At 65.4% G+C, this 15598-nt stretch carries 12 protein-coding genes and 1 pseudogene; 8 read left to right on the top strand and 5 right to left on the bottom strand.

All coding sequences use genetic code 11. The features are described from left to right. Positions 1-293 precede the first annotated feature (293 nt). Complete coding sequence (gene leuA / locus LXE91_RS26245) at positions 294-2003, bottom strand: 2-isopropylmalate synthase (protein WP_039344671.1); 1710 nt, start codon at positions 2001-2003, stop codon at positions 294-296. Between the two features lie 962 nt (positions 2004-2965). Between leuA and LXE91_RS26240 the strand changes: the two genes are divergently transcribed. The 4 genes from LXE91_RS26240 to LXE91_RS26225 all read left to right on the top strand — a co-directional run bounded on the left by LXE91_RS26240 (position 2966) and on the right by LXE91_RS26225 (position 6280). Further along, complete coding sequence (locus LXE91_RS26240; RefSeq protein ID WP_039344247.1) at positions 2966-3355, top strand: fucose-binding lectin II; 390 nt, start codon at positions 2966-2968, stop codon at positions 3353-3355. Positions 3356-3488: 133 nt separating this feature from the next. Then, entirely contained in the window at positions 3489-4328 is an 840-nt protein-coding gene (locus LXE91_RS26235; protein WP_039344249.1) for a fucose-binding lectin II, read from the top strand. A 194-nt stretch (positions 4329-4522) separates the two neighbouring features. Further along, entirely contained in the window at positions 4523-5263 is a 741-nt protein-coding gene (locus tag LXE91_RS26230; protein ID WP_039344674.1) for a fucose-binding lectin II, read from the top strand. Positions 5264-5440: 177 nt separating this feature from the next. After that, positions 5441-6280 (top strand): AraC family transcriptional regulator, encoded by an 840-nt coding sequence (locus LXE91_RS26225; protein ID WP_039344251.1) that lies wholly within the window; start codon positions 5441-5443, stop codon positions 6278-6280. Positions 6281-6350: 70 nt separating this feature from the next. Here the strand turns inward: LXE91_RS26225 and LXE91_RS26220 are convergent, their stop codons facing one another. After that, positions 6351-9635, bottom strand: coding sequence for an autotransporter outer membrane beta-barrel domain-containing protein (locus LXE91_RS26220; RefSeq protein ID WP_039344253.1), 3285 nt, complete (start codon positions 9633-9635; stop codon positions 6351-6353). 132 nt (positions 9636-9767) lie between these two features. Between LXE91_RS26220 and LXE91_RS26215 the strand changes: the two genes are divergently transcribed. Then, positions 9768-9941, top strand: coding sequence for a hypothetical protein (locus tag LXE91_RS26215; RefSeq protein ID WP_157644925.1), 174 nt, complete (start codon positions 9768-9770; stop codon positions 9939-9941). A gap of 172 nt (positions 9942-10113) precedes the next feature. Here LXE91_RS26215 and LXE91_RS26210 read toward each other — a convergent pair whose 3' ends face one another. Then, positions 10114-11478: a M23 family metallopeptidase gene (locus LXE91_RS26210; RefSeq protein WP_039344254.1), complete on the bottom strand. Its 1365-nt coding sequence runs from the start codon at positions 11476-11478 to the stop codon at positions 10114-10116. A gap of 339 nt (positions 11479-11817) precedes the next feature. On the opposite strand from LXE91_RS26210, the gene LXE91_RS26205 reads away from it, so the two are divergent. Then, positions 11818-12687 carry a mechanosensitive ion channel family protein gene (locus tag LXE91_RS26205; protein ID WP_039344256.1) on the top strand — a complete coding sequence of 290 codons (870 nt, stop codon included), beginning with the start codon at positions 11818-11820 and terminating at the stop codon, positions 12685-12687. 68 nt (positions 12688-12755) lie between these two features. Here LXE91_RS26205 and LXE91_RS26200 read toward each other — a convergent pair. Continuing rightward, a pseudogene (locus LXE91_RS26200) lies at positions 12756-12990 on the bottom strand (ABC transporter substrate-binding protein); the annotation flags it as partial. A 162-nt stretch (positions 12991-13152) separates the two neighbouring features. Further along, positions 13153-14190 (bottom strand): histone deacetylase family protein, encoded by a 1038-nt coding sequence (locus tag LXE91_RS26195; RefSeq protein ID WP_039344258.1) that lies wholly within the window; start codon positions 14188-14190, stop codon positions 13153-13155. Positions 14191-14305: 115 nt separating this feature from the next. Here LXE91_RS26195 and LXE91_RS26190 point away from each other — a divergent pair, with 115 nt between their 5' ends. Next, the gene (locus LXE91_RS26190) at positions 14306-14794 is read left to right on the top strand and encodes an Lrp/AsnC family transcriptional regulator (protein WP_039344260.1); all 489 of its coding nucleotides are present in this window, start codon (positions 14306-14308) and stop codon (positions 14792-14794) included. 69 nt (positions 14795-14863) lie between these two features. After that, positions 14864-15169 (top strand): hypothetical protein, encoded by a 306-nt coding sequence (locus LXE91_RS26185; protein ID WP_039344676.1) that lies wholly within the window; start codon positions 14864-14866, stop codon positions 15167-15169. Positions 15170-15598: the final 429 nt, after the last annotated feature.

Genomic DNA, 15598 nt, shown 5'->3' with positions numbered 1-15598 from the left:
GACATCGCGAACGCACGCGTGATCGACCGGTTCCTTGCTTGCGGGTCCGATCCACGATCGATGCACGATGTGCGATGTGCGCCGCGTGACGTATCGCTCAGGGCCGGCGACACGCGCCGGCCCGACTGTGCGGATCGGTCCGCACCTTGATCTCGACGCGGAGACACGCGCGTGGGTGGACTTCATGAAGGCGGAGCTGCGTGCCGCATTCGCCCGGCCGTGCGGCGCCGCCGCCGGCACCGACGACGACGCAGCCGCACCGGAGACGGCCGGCGCGACCGGCCGCTTCCCTGTTACGCGACGGCCTTCACCGCCGACTGCACCCCAAAAAACGTCGCCTGCACCGCTTCGTCCGCGCGCGCATACGCGCGGTTGATCCCGCTGATCACCGCGCGGATCGACGCGGTCGTCAGGTTCGCGTCGATGCCGACGCCAAACGCGCTGCCGCGCACGCCCGTGCCGGCCAGTTCCGCGATCGCGATCGCCTTCGCATCGGCGCCTTGTGACAACGCGCGCTCCTCGTAATGCTGGATCCGCAGCGGCGTACGCAACGCATGCATCAGCGCGTCGAGCGGGCCGTTGCCTTCACCACGCAACACGCGGCGCTCGCCGTGCACGTCGGCGGTCAGCACGATCGTCTCGCGGCCGTCGCGCTCGGTCAGCTCATGGCCGACGTAACGCAACGGCGCATCGCCTTCCACATATTCCTGCTGGAACAGCGACCAGATCTGCGTGCTCGTCACCTCGAGCCCGCTGTCGTCGGTCAGGCGCTGCACGGCCGCGCTGAAGTCGACCTGCAGGCGGCGCGGCAGCACGACGCCATAGCTCTGCTCGAGCAGGTACGCGATACCGCCCTTGCCCGACTGGCTGTTCACGCGAATGATCGAGTCGTACGTGCGGCCGACATCGCTCGGATCGATCGGCAGGTACGGCATTTCCCACACGGCATCGGGGCGCTGCACCGCGAAGCCCTTCTTGATCGCGTCCTGGTGCGAGCCGGAGAACGCAGTGAACACCAGGTCGCCGACGTACGGATGGCGCGGATGGATCGGCAACTGCGTGCATTCCTCGGCCGTGCGCGCGACTTCGTTGATCTGCGAGAAATCGAGGCCCGGATCGACACCCTGCGAGTACAGGTTCAGCGCAAGCGTGACGAGATCGACGTTACCGGTGCGCTCGCCGTTGCCGAACAGGCAGCCCTCGATCCGGTCCGCGCCGGCCATCACCGCGAGCTCGGCCGCCGCGACCGCCGTGCCGCGGTCGTTGTGCGGATGCACGGACACGATCAGCGCATCGCGGCGCGCGAGGTTGCGGTGCATCCATTCGATCTGGTCCGCGTAGAAGTTCGGCGTGCCGACTTCGACGGTGGCCGGCAGGTTCACGATCGCCTTGTGCTCCGGCGTCGGCTGCCACACGTCGAACACGGCGTCGCACACTTCCTTCGCGAAATCGAGCTCGGTCGCCGTGAAGGTTTCCGGGCTGTATTGCAGCGTGAAATGCGTATCGGTCGCGGCGTCGGCGAAGCGCTTGATCGTGCGCGCGGCGTTCACCGCGAGGGTCTTCACGCCGTCGCGGTCGAGGCCGAACACGATCTTGCGAAATTCCGGCGCGGTCGCGTTGTACAGGTGCACGATCGCGCGCTTCGCGCCGCGCAGCGAGTCGAAGGTGCGCTCGATCAGGTCGTCGCGCGCCTGTGTGAGCACCTCGATCGTCACGTCATCGGGAATGTGGCCGCCTTCGATCAGCTCGCGCACGAAGTTGAAGTCGGTCTCGGACGCCGACGGGAACGCAACCTCGATCTCCTTGAAACCGATCGCGACCAGCATCTTGAACATCCGCATCTTGCGCGCGGCGTCCATCGGCTCGAACAGCGACTGGTTGCCGTCGCGCAGGTCGGTGCTCATCCAGATCGGCGCCTGCGTGATCGTGCGCGTCGGCCATACGCGGTTCGGCAGGTTGACGGGCGTGAACGGTCGGTACTTCGTCGCGGGGTTCTTCAGCATCATGATGGTGGGTCCTCGGTCGGTTTATCGGGAAACCGCCGCGCGCTGGCCATCCATCAGGGTGGCCGGCTGCGCGCGCAGCGATGAAAACGGGTGATAGCGGTAGCAAACGGCACAACGGCAAAGCGGTACGGCGAACGACGGCCTTGGCGGTTGAGCGACCGGGACGGAGCGGGGCGATTCGGAAGAAGGACGAACTCAGGCGCCGGTCGACAACCGGGGCCAGGTCGGTGAAGCGGGGGAAATCTGGCGCTTCAGGAACGAAGCAGATGGAAAGCGCGCAGCCGCAGACCCAGCCCGGAGAAACGGGCTAGTAGTCGTAGCGAGAAGAGGGGCTGGGCGGCTTGCATGGCCGAAATCAGATCACAGGGGGATAGGGGCTGTCAACGGGCCGAGTGCAAATGGCGCGGAATTTGACCGCTCAGAATCAGTCCTGTCCGATAGGCGGCGCACCGCGCCGTCGATATCCTTCATGGGTGCGGCGCCGGTGAGGCCCCTGTTCACGTTCGGAGTGAGTTGGTCTACGTACTTCGCCGGTTGCCGCACCCCCTCCTGTTGCACTCAATCGGGTTTCGGTGTGGGCGTTCGGTGGTGGCCGGTGGGCGCGGCCACGACAGAGATGCTGATGTTGAAACCAACGCTGCCATATGCGAACGCCGAGCGTCCGCGCCGAAGCCCGATTGCTTCCCGCCGCCTCCAGCTCGCCTCGCCTGCGCAACCGCGCATCATTCAGAAAATCGATACGCCCGCCGATATAATTTCCCGAATATATCGAAATAGCCCACATTAAATACATTTCACTAAATCGATTAACCTCCATTTTCGATTTATTGAACAATAGCGATTCCCCGGCGAATATTTTTTTATTTATTTTTCGGCATGCTCGGCATGTCGCGTTTCAAACTGCAAACGTTTGCGCGACAAGGCTTGAAGCCTTATCCATCATTCCTCAGGAGGAAAGCATGGTCGATTCTCAAACGTCATCCAATCGCGCCGGCGAGTTTTCGATTCCGCCGAATACCCCATTCCGCGCGATTTTCTTCGCGAATGCCGCCGAGCAACAGCACATCAAGCTGTTCATCGGCGACAGCAAGGAACCCGCCGCGTATCACAAGCTGACGACGCGCGACGGCACGCGTGAAGCGACGCTGAATTCCGGCAACGGCAAGATCCGCTTCGAAGTGTCGGTGAACGGCAAGCCGTCGGCCACCGACGCGCGCCTCGCGCCGATCAACGGCAAGAAATCGGACGGCTCGCCGTACACGGTCAACTTCGGGATCGTCGTGTCGGAAGACGGCCACGACAGCGACTACAACGACGGCATCGTCGTGCTCCAGTGGCCGATCGGCTGACCTGACGCGCGGCTGACGCACATCTGACAGCTCACCTCCGCCGGCCGCCTCCGGGCCGGCCGGCGATTGCGCGCCGCCTTCAGCGGCACCACCCGCCTTTGCATCGAAACCCGCCCTACCAACGGAGACATCCATGCCCCTCCTTTCGGCTTCGATCGTCAGCGCCCCCGTGGCGACATCGGAGACTTACGTCGACATCCCGGGCCTGTACATCGACATCGCCAAGGCAGAGATTCGAGACGGAAAACTGCAGGTCATCCTCAACGTGCCGACGCCTTATGCGACCGGCAACAACTTCCCCGGCATCTACTTCGCGATCGCGACCGACAAGGGCGTCGTCGCGGACGGCTGCTTCACCTATTCGTCGAAAGTGCCCGAAGCCACCGGGCGCATGCCGTTCACGCTCGTCGCGACGATCGACGTCGGCACCGGCGTCACGTTCGTGAAGGGCCAGTGGAAAAGCGTGCGCGGCAGCGCAATGCACATCGATTCGTACGCGAGCCTGTCCGCGATCGGCGGCGCGGCCGCGCAGTCGTCGTCGCAGGGCAGCGGAAGCGGAAGCGGCGAAACCGGCGCGGGCGGCAACCCGGGCGGCACGGGTAGCGGCACGATCGGCGGCGGCGGCGAGCGCGACGGCACGTTCAACCTGCCGCCGAACATCAAGTTCGGCGTCACCGCGCTCACCAATGCGGCGAACGACCAGACGATCGACATCTACGTCGACGACAACCCGAAGCCCGTCGCCACGTTCAAGGGCGCCGGCGTACAGGACCAGAACCTCGGCACCAAGGTGCTCGACTCCGGCAAGGGCCGCGTGCGCGTGATCGTGATGGCGAACGGCAAGCCGTCGCGGCTCGGCTCGCGGCAAGTCGACCTCTTCAAGAAGTCGTACTTCGGGATCGTCGGCTCGGAAGACGGCGCCGACGACGACTACAACGACGGCATCGTGTTCCTGAACTGGCCGCTGGGTTGAGCACGATGACTCACGGCGCGGCAGGCAGCGCGCGCCGTTGTCGAATCCGCAATGGCGACGGGGCCAACCACACATTGCGAACCGATTCATTCGAGCAATCAGTCGCAGTTCCACTGCTGTACTCCGTGCGCGCCAACGGCGAAATCCATTCGCCGGCCGCGCAACGCGAGACCTTTCATCGAGACGAGGACGACATGTCACAACCGTTTACCCATGACGATCTGTACGCCCTGCTGCAACTCGCCGGCAACGATGCCACCGCCGTCCAGGCGAACGGCGACCAGGCGGTGCTCGACCGGATGCGCCAGTTCATGACCGCTCAGCTCGTGGAAAAGCTGCCGCAATACGACGTGTTCGTCGACATCGCGACGATCCCGTACAGCTTCGACGTCGGCAGCTGGCAGAACAAGGTGAAGGCCGATGCGGCCGGGCAGGTGGTCGCCTGCACGGTGACGTGGGCCGGCGCGCCCGGCGTGCTGCCCGGTGCCGCGGCGAAATTCGGCGTCGGGGCGGTGGTCAACTACTTCTCGAAGGCGACGCCGCAGCCGCAGCCCACGCAGCCGGGTACCACGACGTCCGGCGGCGGCGAGCGCGACGGCGTCTTCAACCTGCCGCCGAACATCGCGTTCGGCGTGACCGCGCTGGTCAATTCGTCTGCACAGCAGACGATCGAGGTCTTCGTCGACGACAACCCGAAACCGGCCGCGACGTTCCAGGGCGCGGGCACGCAGGACGCGAACCTGAACACGCAGATCGTGAACTCCGGCAAGGGGAAGGTGCGGGTGGTCGTGACGGCGAACGGCAAGCCGTCGAAGATCGGCTCGCGCCAGGTCGACATCTTCAAGAAGACCTACTTCGGTCTGGTCGGGTCGGAAGATGGAACGGACGGTGACTACAACGACGGGATCGCGATCCTGAACTGGCCGCTCGGCTAAGCGGCGCCACGCTGCAACCCGTCATCGCCACGCCGCCCGGCGTGGCGATTCGCTTGGACGCCCTTGCCCTTCCTCGCCTCGCCTCGCCTCGCCTCGCCTCGCCTCGCCTCGCAAGAACGATCAAACGCCCCCGCCGCCGATACCATATAGTCCGCCCGACACGCTCATTGGAAAGCCATGAATCCGGTAGGACAAGCACTCTGGTTTATCGAAACCAAACTGGACCGCGAACTGACGCTCGACAGGATTTCCGCCCATTGCGACATGACGCGCTTCGGCTTCTCGCGCCTGTTCTCGATGAACACCGGCTGGCCGGTGATGCGCTATGTCCGGTCGAGGCGGCTCACGCGTGCGGCGCACGCGCTGGCGCAAGGCGCACCGGACATCCTGCAGGTGGCGCTCGACGCCGGCTATGGCTCCCATGAGGCGTTCACGCGCGCCTTCCGTGATTGCTTCGGCATGACGCCCGAAGACGTGCGGGCACGGCGCACACTCGACGGGTTGTCTCTTGTGGAGCCGCTTCGCATGAAAGAACTGAAGATCATCGACGTTGTACCGTCACGCTTCGAAACCGCCGGCAAGCGGCTGATCGCCGGCATGAGCGACCGCTACACGTTCGAAACCAACGAAGGCATTCCGGCGCTGTGGCAAGCGTTCATCCCATACATCGGTACCCTTCCCGGCCAGGTCGACGATGTGACCTACGGCGTGTGCTGCAACCCGGATGCGGATGGCAGCTTCGAGTACATCGCGGGGGTGGAAGTCGCGAGCCGCGACCGGTTGCCTGCGCCATTTCGTTGGGTCGAACTCGAACCGCAGCGGTATGCGGTCTTCGAACACGTCGGGCATATCTCCACGCTGCACCAGACGTTCTACAGCATCTGGAACGGCTGGCTGCCGACGTCCGGGTTCAAGGCGGTCGACGCGCCGGAGTTCGAGCGCTACAGCGCGGACTACGATCCGGTGACGGGTGCCGGCGTGCTGGAAATCTGGCTGCCGGTCGAACCTGCCGTGTAAGCGGTTTGCCCCGATCGGCCGCGACGCCACCCGCCGCAGCAGATCGATCAACGCATCGCCATCGCCGACCTCACCACGCCCACCGCACGCCCGCATTCCCGGTGATCGTGCGCTGGTGCTCGCCGCCGAGGTTCGTCAGGTAGCTGACCGTCGCATACACGCTGCCGCGCTTCGTCAGTTGCGCCACGAGCCCCGCGCCGATCTGTCCGGCCGTTTGCCCGACTTGCGTGCCGATCGTCGTCGAGCCGCCGAAGGTGGTCTTGTCGTCGGTGCCGAACGCGCGCAGCACGTTCACGCGCAGGTACGGCTTCCAGCTCACGCCGTTCGCATCGAACGCGTATTGAAGTCGTGCGCCGATCCGGCCGAGGAAAGTGTTGCCGTTGTTCCACGTGACGTCCGACACACCGTCGTTGAATTGGGCCAACGACAGCCATTGCCAGAGCAACTGCGCCTGCGGCTCCAGCGTCAGTCCGTGGCCAAGCGAAATCGGCAAGCCCGCTTCGACCGAACCGGTGACCGCGTTACCGTCCGTCGAACCATTCACATTGTTGTTCGAATGCGTGCGTAAGGTCAGCGCGCTGCCCATCACCACTGCGTCCGTGTACCAGCCGCCCGGGCCAATGTGTGTCCAGTAGCCGCCGAGGTTGTATGCGTTCACCTGCAGCGAGCCCACGCCCAGTTCCTGCTGCGCGAGCGCAAAGCCGTTCACGTCCCCAACCGCGCGCGCGAATCCGAGGAAGAAGCCGTAGTGGTTACGGTGTCCGCTCGGCCGGTTGTCCGCATACAGATCCTGCCCGACCTGCATCCCCCATACCGTTCCGTCATAGGACGGCGTCACGTCGCCCTTCTGCTTGATGTTGCTATAGCCGCCCCATACACGTGACCACGACGCAGGCACCGAGCCGTTTTCCGCCAGCAGTCCCTGTTCGCCCTGGCGATCATGGAAGGTATCGATCTGCAGCAAGTCAAGCTGCCGCGCGATAGCCGGCACTTCCGAGTACAGCGGGACTTCGGGACGGTAAACAGGTTCCGGCTCGGCGTCGGGCGCCGCGTTCTTGACAGCCTCGACGATCGATTCCGGTGTACCGTCTGCAATACTGAATGGAGGTTGCTGCGTTGGCTGATCCGGCCGCGGAGGAACTGTGCTGCGCAGATACCAGTCCTGCCCCGTCAAGGCGGTGACCCCGCCTTTCACCAGATAGTAGGAGTAAGCGCCGGCGCTGACTGTACCGCCCGCCAACGTAAACGCGTCACCCGTATTCGCAAAGTTCACGGCGTAAACCAGGCGAATGCCGTCGGACGTGGTCAGTGCGCCGCTACCACCGACGTTCGCTACGTTCAGTGTCGTCTTGCCGCTTGCCGTCGCAGATCCCGGCACACCGCCTATCAACAGCGTGTCCGATGGCGAACCGTCGCCGGCAAGCTTCGTATTCATGTTAACCGCACCATTCTGCCCGACATAATTGCCCGACACGGCCAGCCCGTTACCTACAACGCGCCCACGGAGCTCCAAAACCCCCGCATTCGTCAGGTTTCCGAATATCCGGAAGTCTCCCGGCAAACCACTGGCAAGACTAGGCAGCGCATTCGCGACGGAAATCGTGCCATTGTTCGTTACATTGCCCGTCACACTGCCGTACCCGCCAAGCGTCCCACCGGGCGCGATGGTCACGGGGCCACCGCCCCGCAGTCCCGCCGCCGCATCGAGATCACCGACAATGAGCGTACCGGCAGACACGTTCGTTCCACCGGAATACGTGCTGTGCACGCCATTCAATGTCAGCGTGCCGCCACCCAGTTTGGTGAGTCCGCCCGAACCCGTGATGTTCTGCGCGATCGTCGAATTGAAACCTTGCGTGTCGATCGTGCCGTTGTTCGACGTGATCGACACCGCGCGGCTCGATGCGGGGTTGAACGAACTGCCGAGCTGCAGCGTGCCGCCGTTCAAAGTCAGGCTTCCTGACGATGCGCCGAGCGCGTTGTCTGCCGCGACCGACAGCGTGCCTTGCGTGATCGTCGTGCCGCCGGAATACGTGTTGCCGCCCGCGGCGGAAGGCGCAACCGTCAGCGTGCCCGCGCCGGTTTTCTCCACCGCGCCCGAGCCGCTGATCGTGCCCGTGTAGGTGCCGGCGCTGTCCTGCTGGAATCGCACGAGCCCGTTGTCGGTCACCGACAAAGGCAGGTTCGACGCATTCGCCTGCAGCGTCGCACCCGCGTTGACCGTGGCCACGACCGACGCCGTCGTCGTGCCGAGCGTGCCCGTGAGGTTCAGCGTGCCGCTCTGCACGAGCGCGGTCGAGAACGTGCCGGTGCCGGCCCACGTCCAGTCCGTGCCGGCCATCGTCAGGCTCTGGAAATTCGTGAACGCATTCGACGCGGTGCCCGTGCCCTGCAGCGTCACGCTGTTGGTGCCGGCGCCGCCGTTCGCCGTGCCGACGATCTGCGAGCCGGTCTGCAGGATCAGCGTCACATTGCCGTTGCCGCCCTGGATCGCGGTGCCGCCGCCGCCCTGGATCAGCCCCGCGTTGGTGATCGTCGTCGCACCGTTGGTCGAGCGCACGCCGATCCCGTTGTTGCTGATGATCCTGCCGCCCGCCTGGTTCGTGATCGTCGCGGTGAACGAGCTGCCGAGCGTGTTCGACACGACCGCATCGACGCTGCCGCCGCTCGTCGCGGTGCCGGTCGTCTGGATCGTGCCGCTGTTGACCAGCGTGTCGTTGTTGCCCTGCATGTAGACGGCCGGCGCATCGCGGCCGTTCGACGTCAGCGTGCCGCTGTTGGTGATTGTGCCGTTGCCGCCGAGCAGCGACGCCGCACGCGCGTTGTTGCCCGAGGTCGTCACGGTGCCAGCGTTGACGATCTGGTTGCCCGACGCGCCGGGGTTGCTCTGCCCCCACGCGGCCGTCATCCCGTACGCGTTGTTGCCGGTGGTCGTGATCGTGCCGTTGTTGACGAGCGTGTTGTTGTTGCCGTTCGCGGCCATCCCGTCGTTGTAGGTGCCGGTGGTCGAGATCGTGCCGCTCGCGCCGTTGGTGATCGTGTTGTTGTTGGTCACGCCGATCAGCACCGCGCCGCGATTCGCGACGCCCGTACCGTTGCCGGACATCGACAGGTTGCCGTTGTTGGTGATCGCGCTCTGCGTATCGACGGAGAACGGCGTCGGTGTGGATGTCACGACATAACTGCCGGTCGCGGTCGAATCGATGTTGATCGTGACGTTGGTGCTGCCGGTCGCGGCCACGACCGACGGGATGTTCGCGCCGGAACACGCGACCGTCGCTCCGCTGCCCGGCGGGGTAGCCGGGGTACATGCCGCATAGACCCCCACCGGCATCGCACCGGTCAAGATCGCCATCCCACCCAAACCCAGGTTCCGCCTCGTTCTTTTCATCGTTCCGCTCGCATTTATTGGTGACGTTATTGCTGCAAATCGGTGCGTGAAGCGGGTTATATCACCTGACTTGAAATAATCGCAAGATCGAAACGGGTGATATCGGAAATCAGCGCGGGATTAATTTCGGATTGGGAAATAACGGAACGGAGTGCGCTGCTGCGTTGCGGCAAACGTCACATCGCCGCGGCGGAGCGCAAGCGGGAAAACAAGGCGGTTGAATTTGCCGAATTTCAGGCAAACCTTGATTCGATGAAGAAGATGATTTGAAGCAACCGGCAAATTTGACGCAATTCGACAATCGATGGGTCGCGCAATGGCTGCAAAGCAATCCGACCATGTTGCTTCGCACGATGAGCAGTCATTCGTCATTGCCGGCAAGCGCACCGACGCGCGCATGCAACGATGCCGCCGGCCATAGCCGGCGGCATCTCGCCCATCGTCAGCCGGCACGCGGCCCGGCAGGCTTCGACATCGCCACCGGTTGCACCCACTCGACCGACGCCAGGCGCGTACGCGCATCGAGCACCACGCGGTTGAACGCGACGCGCCGTTCGCCCTTCAGCTTCGCTGCCTTGCCCGCCTGTACCAGCGCGACCGGGTCGACGAGACGGGCATGCCGCCGGACCTCGAAGTGCAGATGCGGCCCCGTGGCCGTGCCCGTGCTGCCGACCGCGCCGACCCGCTGGCCGCGCACGACCCGCGTGCCGGTTCGCAGGGTCGGCTCGAATGCCGACAGGTGCGCGTAGTACGACGTATAGCCGCCATCGTGACGAATCACCACGTACTTGCCGTAACCGCGCGGCTCGGTGCCGATGAACATCACGACGCCGCGCTCCGATGCATGAACCGCACGCCCGGCCGGTGCCGCGAGATCGACGCCGGAATGCACATGACGCGCGCCGGTGACCGGATGCACGCGCGCGCCGAAATGCGAGCTGATCCGTTTGGCGCTGACCGGCATCGCAAACCGCGAGCCGGCAAACGGCATGCCGTCGAGATCGTAATAGGCGCCCGGCGAGCCCGCCTCGGCCGCAAACCACACGGCCGCGACGCGCTGGCCGCGCAAGCGAAGCTCGAGCGCCGTCACGCGCACGCCACCCGGCAGCGTCGCACTTGCGTCCGGTTCGTAGGCCACGCGGAAGGTGTCGCCGAGTGCGCCGCGCTGTTTCAGGTCGACGCGACCGGCGAGCATGCGGGTGATCTGCGCAGCGACGCCGGCCGGCAATTCCGCGCGCGCCAGCGACGCCTGCAGGCTGCCGACGATCGCGCCGCCACGCGCGCCGCGCTCGGCTTGCGCGAGCACGAACGGCTCGGCGGCGGCAAGATCGACGGGACGCCGTTCGAACGCGGCCTGCTCACCCGTGATGGGCAACGCCGACGCAAGGCCGTAATCGAACCTCGACGCATACGCGCGTTCGACCGCCCCGCGCGCCGCATCGCACAGCACGCGGTAAGCCACGCACGCGCCGAAGCGCGCCACGGGGTCGTCGCGTTCGCCGGCCGTCGGCACGGACAACGCATGCGACGCATAGGTAACGTCGAGCGGCGCGGCCGTCGCTGCGTGCAAGCCGCCCCACGTCGTGCGCGCGGCATTGAAAAAGGGCACGTCGACAAGGTCGGCCATCACGGGCTCGAACGGCGCGGCGTCGTGAGACGCATGGGCCACCGTACCCGGCGCGCCCGCCACACAGGCCGCCGCGATGACGCCGCGCAGCAACGCGCGGCGCATCGGGAATCCGTGAACGCCGCGCTGCGCGGGTTGACCTTGTTCGCGTGCGAGACGGAAACGCAGGTCTAACCGCATGACGTCGTCACTCGCTGTCTGTCAATGAAAAATCGGGAAAGAACCGGGTATCGCGGAGGAACGATCGTCGCGACCCGGCAACGTAAAAGCGAGTGTATCGGCGCGATCGAATCGGCTGAATAGGACTAGTCTCATTTGAATGAAAAGCGGCTTCGTACTAAACCGAAATCGCGATTTCGCGGCCCGGCGGCACGGTCGTGCTGCATTCGACCCCACTCGTTCGCGCGAACCATCCTGCGCCATGTCCGGTCGAACGCTGTCCGCGCGTGAGCGCAAGCCCGCTGACCCCGGCCGGCACGCCACGCGTCGCGCATCGTTTCTTCGAACCGGAATCCCGTCATGTTGCTCGATCACCTGCACCCGGAACGCTGGACGTTCCTGTGGAACGCGCTGTCCACCGTTTCCCTCAAGCTGTGCGCCGGCCTGGCGTTGCTCGTCGCCGGCTGGTGGCTGTCCAAACGCATCGGCAACTGGCTGAACCGCCTGCTCTCGAACAAGGAGCGCGTCGACGACACGTTGCGGCCGATCCTGTGCGACGTCGCCGTGTGGGGCGTGCGCATCGTCGCGATCGTCGGCGCGCTGTCGCAGCTCGGCATCGAAACCGCGAGCATCGTCGCGGTGCTCGGCGCGGCCGGCCTCGCGATCGGGCTCGCGCTGCAGGGCACGATGCAGAACATCGCGGCCGGCATCATGCTTCTGCTGCTGCGGCCGTTCAAGGTCGGCGACTATATCGACGGCGGCACAGGCGTCGCGGGTACCGTCGACGAGGTCGGGCTCTTCATGACGCGTCTGACGAAGCCGGACGGCATCTGCGAATACGTGCCGAACAGCGCGCTATGGGGCAGCTCGATCCGCAACTACACGCGCAACCCGACGCGCCGCCTCGATCTCGAAGTGGAAGTGTCGGTGCATGACGATATCGATCGGGCGCTCGACGCACTGCGCGCGCTGGCCGCGGCCGATCCCGACGTGCTGCAGGATCCCGCGCCGGATGTGATGGTGATGCGCTTCGACGACAGCACGGTCGTCGCGAACATGCGCGTGTGGACGCACACCGACAAGTTCTGGGCAATGCGCTGGCGCATTGCGCGCCAGGTGCGCAAGACGCTCGCCGACGCGCACTGCGCGTTGCCGATCCGCACGCGCGAGCTCCACATCGTGCATGACGCGGAGCGTCGCGCCGACCGCGCGCAAACGCACGCGCTGTAAACGGCGAAGGCCGCGAAGCCCATCCCGCTTCGCGGCCCTCGCGACGTCAACGCAACGTCACCGCCACATCACATCTTCACGATATCGAGCAGCGCCTTCTTGCCGCTCTTGTACGTGAACACCGAGATCGCACCGTGCTTCAGGTCGCCCTGCGGCGTGAAACTCGTCTCGCCGATCACGCCCTTGTAGTCGGTCGCGGGCATCGCCGGCCAGCACCTTCGCCGGGTCGGTCGAGTTCGCGCGCTTCATCGCGTCGACGATGATGTACACGGCGTCGTACGAGAACGGCGCATACACCTGCATCGAATGTCGAAGCAGGTCTGTCTCCCGGTCAGTCTTGTGGGCCCCGTTCGATGCGGGACGTGTTGTGGTTCGGATCACGAATCGGTTGCAGTCGATGATGCTGCGCTTCCCGCACCGCGCGCCCGATTCCAGTCGGCAGCACGGCGCTCTCGCCGCCGCGCGTTACGCGCGCCCTTCGAATCCCAGTAGCACGTTGACCGCGTTGACGCCGATCTCGTCGACCATGTAGCCGCCTTCCATCACGAACAGCGTCGGCACGTCCAGGCGCGCGAGCGCCGCGCCGATGCGCAGGTAGTCGGGCGAACGCAGCCGGAAATGGCTGATCGGGTCGTGCTCGAAGGTATCGACGCCGAGCGACACGACGAGCGCGTCGGGCGCATGCGCGGCGATCGCAGCGGCCGCGTGGTCGAGCGCGGCCGAGTAGGTGTCCCACAGCGTGCCCTTCGGCAGCGGCAGGTTCAGGTTGAACCCTTCGCCCGCGCCGATGCCGCGCTCGTCCGCATAGCCGGAGAAGTACGGGTACGACACCGGCGGCTCGCCGTGGATCGACGCGAACAGCACGTCCGCGCGGTCGTAGAAGATGTCCTGCGTGCCGTTGCCGTGATGGAAATCGACGTCGAGCACCGCGACGCGCGCGGCGCCCTGCGCGACGCAGTGCTGCGCGGCGATCGCCGCGTTGTTCAGGTAGCAATAGCCGCCCATGTACTCGCGGCCCGCGTGATGGCCGGGCGGGCGGCACAGCGCGAAGGCCGCGCGCGCCGCGCCGCTCGACAGCAGGTCGGCGCCGGTGAGCGCCGAGTTCGCGCTCGCGCTCACGGCATCCCACGTGCCGGCGTTGATCGGCGCGCCCGCGTCCATCGCGTAGAAGCCGAGCTTGCCGTCGATGAACGCGGGCGCGGTGGCTGCGGCCGGCATCGCGCGCACCGGCCACACGAGCGGCAGCGCCTGGCAGGTGCGGCCCGTCTCGGTCCACTCGTCCCACGCGCCGGCGAGGAAATCGACGTAGCGGGCGCTGTGCGCGGCCGCGTAGTGGGCGCGCTCGAACGGCTTCGGTGCGATCACGTCGCCGAGGCTGGCGGCACGCACCTGCGCGAGCACCGTTTCGGCGCGAAGGGGGTTTTCGAACGAATCGGTGATCGCGCCGTCCTTCAGTTCGACGCCGCGATGCAGTTGGTGATCGCTGCTGTAGATCGTGAGCATGGTTGACCGTTGCAGTAGGGGTGGCAACAGTTTATTGACGGCAACCGGCAATAGCTTTGCTTTCGACCCGCGCCTTTCGTACAATTTTGAGAAAACCGCCTACGGATTCCCGGAAATGAGCAAAAATCGCGCTTCGGTCGAACTGGATGGCGTCGACCGCGCCATGCTGCGCCTGCTGCAGGACGACGGCGCGCTGTCGAACGCGACGCTCGGCGAGAAGCTGTCGCTGAGCGTCACGCCCTGCTGGCGGCGCCGCAAGCGGCTCGAGGACGAAGGCGTGATCACCGGCTACCAGGCGAACCTCGACCGGCGCGCGCTCGGCATGAACGTGTTTGCGTTCGTGCAAGTCACCTTCAACATGCATTCCGGCCAGGATTCGGATCACTTCGAGGACGTGATGCGGCGTCACGACGAAGTGACGTCCTGCCACAAGATCACCGGCGCGGCCGACTACATCCTGCAGGTCGTCGCGGCCGATCTCGACGCATATGCGGAGTTCGTCGAGCGCGTGCTGCGCAAGCAGGCCGGGGTATCGTCGATCCAGTCGAGCCTCGCGTTGCGCGAAGTGAAGTTCTCGTCGCGCGTGCCGGTGCCGGGCGACTGACCGTTCATGCCGTTCCGCGCCCGGGCCCGGGCATCCGTTGTCGATCGTCATCCCATGGAGCGCTACCCGATGAAACGTCTTCTTCCGTCTGCTTCGCTGGCCGCCGCCCTTGCCTGCGCGCTCGCGTTGAGCGCCTGTGCGGCGCAATCCACCGCGCCGGCCGCCGCGTCGGCGCCGGCCGAAGCTGCCGCGCCGCCCGCGTCGCCGATGCCCGGCAGCGATCGCGATTCGCACGGCTGCATCCCTTCTGCCGGCTATTCGTGGTGCGAACAAACGCAGCAATGCGAGCGCCCCTGGGAACTCGCGAAACAGAAAGGCTTCGCGAATTCGGCACTGGCGTACGAGCAGTTCTGCCGAAACAATTTCGCGAAGTGACGCAACGTGACATGACCTGATCGGGACGCGGTGCAACGCCGCGCCCGGCCTCCCCTGATCCCGCGCAGTTATCCCCAGCTTTCCCGGTTTCCGCGACCGTCATTCCGGAAACCCGGACATACAAAAAACCCCACGAAAACAACGGGTTTTTTCGTTTGTGACACAGCAAACGAGTTCGGTTACATTACGCGCCCCTTGCCACCCCGCTCCCCGCAAAACGCGTCGCGCGCGGCCTCTTTCCACGCAGCCTGAAGCGCTTTCCGCTCAGGCTTGCCGCAAGGGCCCGGGCGCGTAGTGCGCCACTGTGACGCAGGCGCTTGCCTGCCCGCAGGCAGCCGATCCGAAGGTGTCCTTCCCGACGGGTTCGCGTGCGCAAATGCAACGGCGCGCGGCGTCGATCCGGAATTCCGGATTCGCGTGTCCGGATCT

Origin of the sequence: Burkholderia contaminans, assembly GCF_029633825.1 — a bacterium.
GTDB lineage: Bacteria > Pseudomonadota > Gammaproteobacteria > Burkholderiales > Burkholderiaceae > Burkholderia > Burkholderia contaminans.
This window is presented reverse-complemented; position numbering and strand designations above follow the sequence as displayed.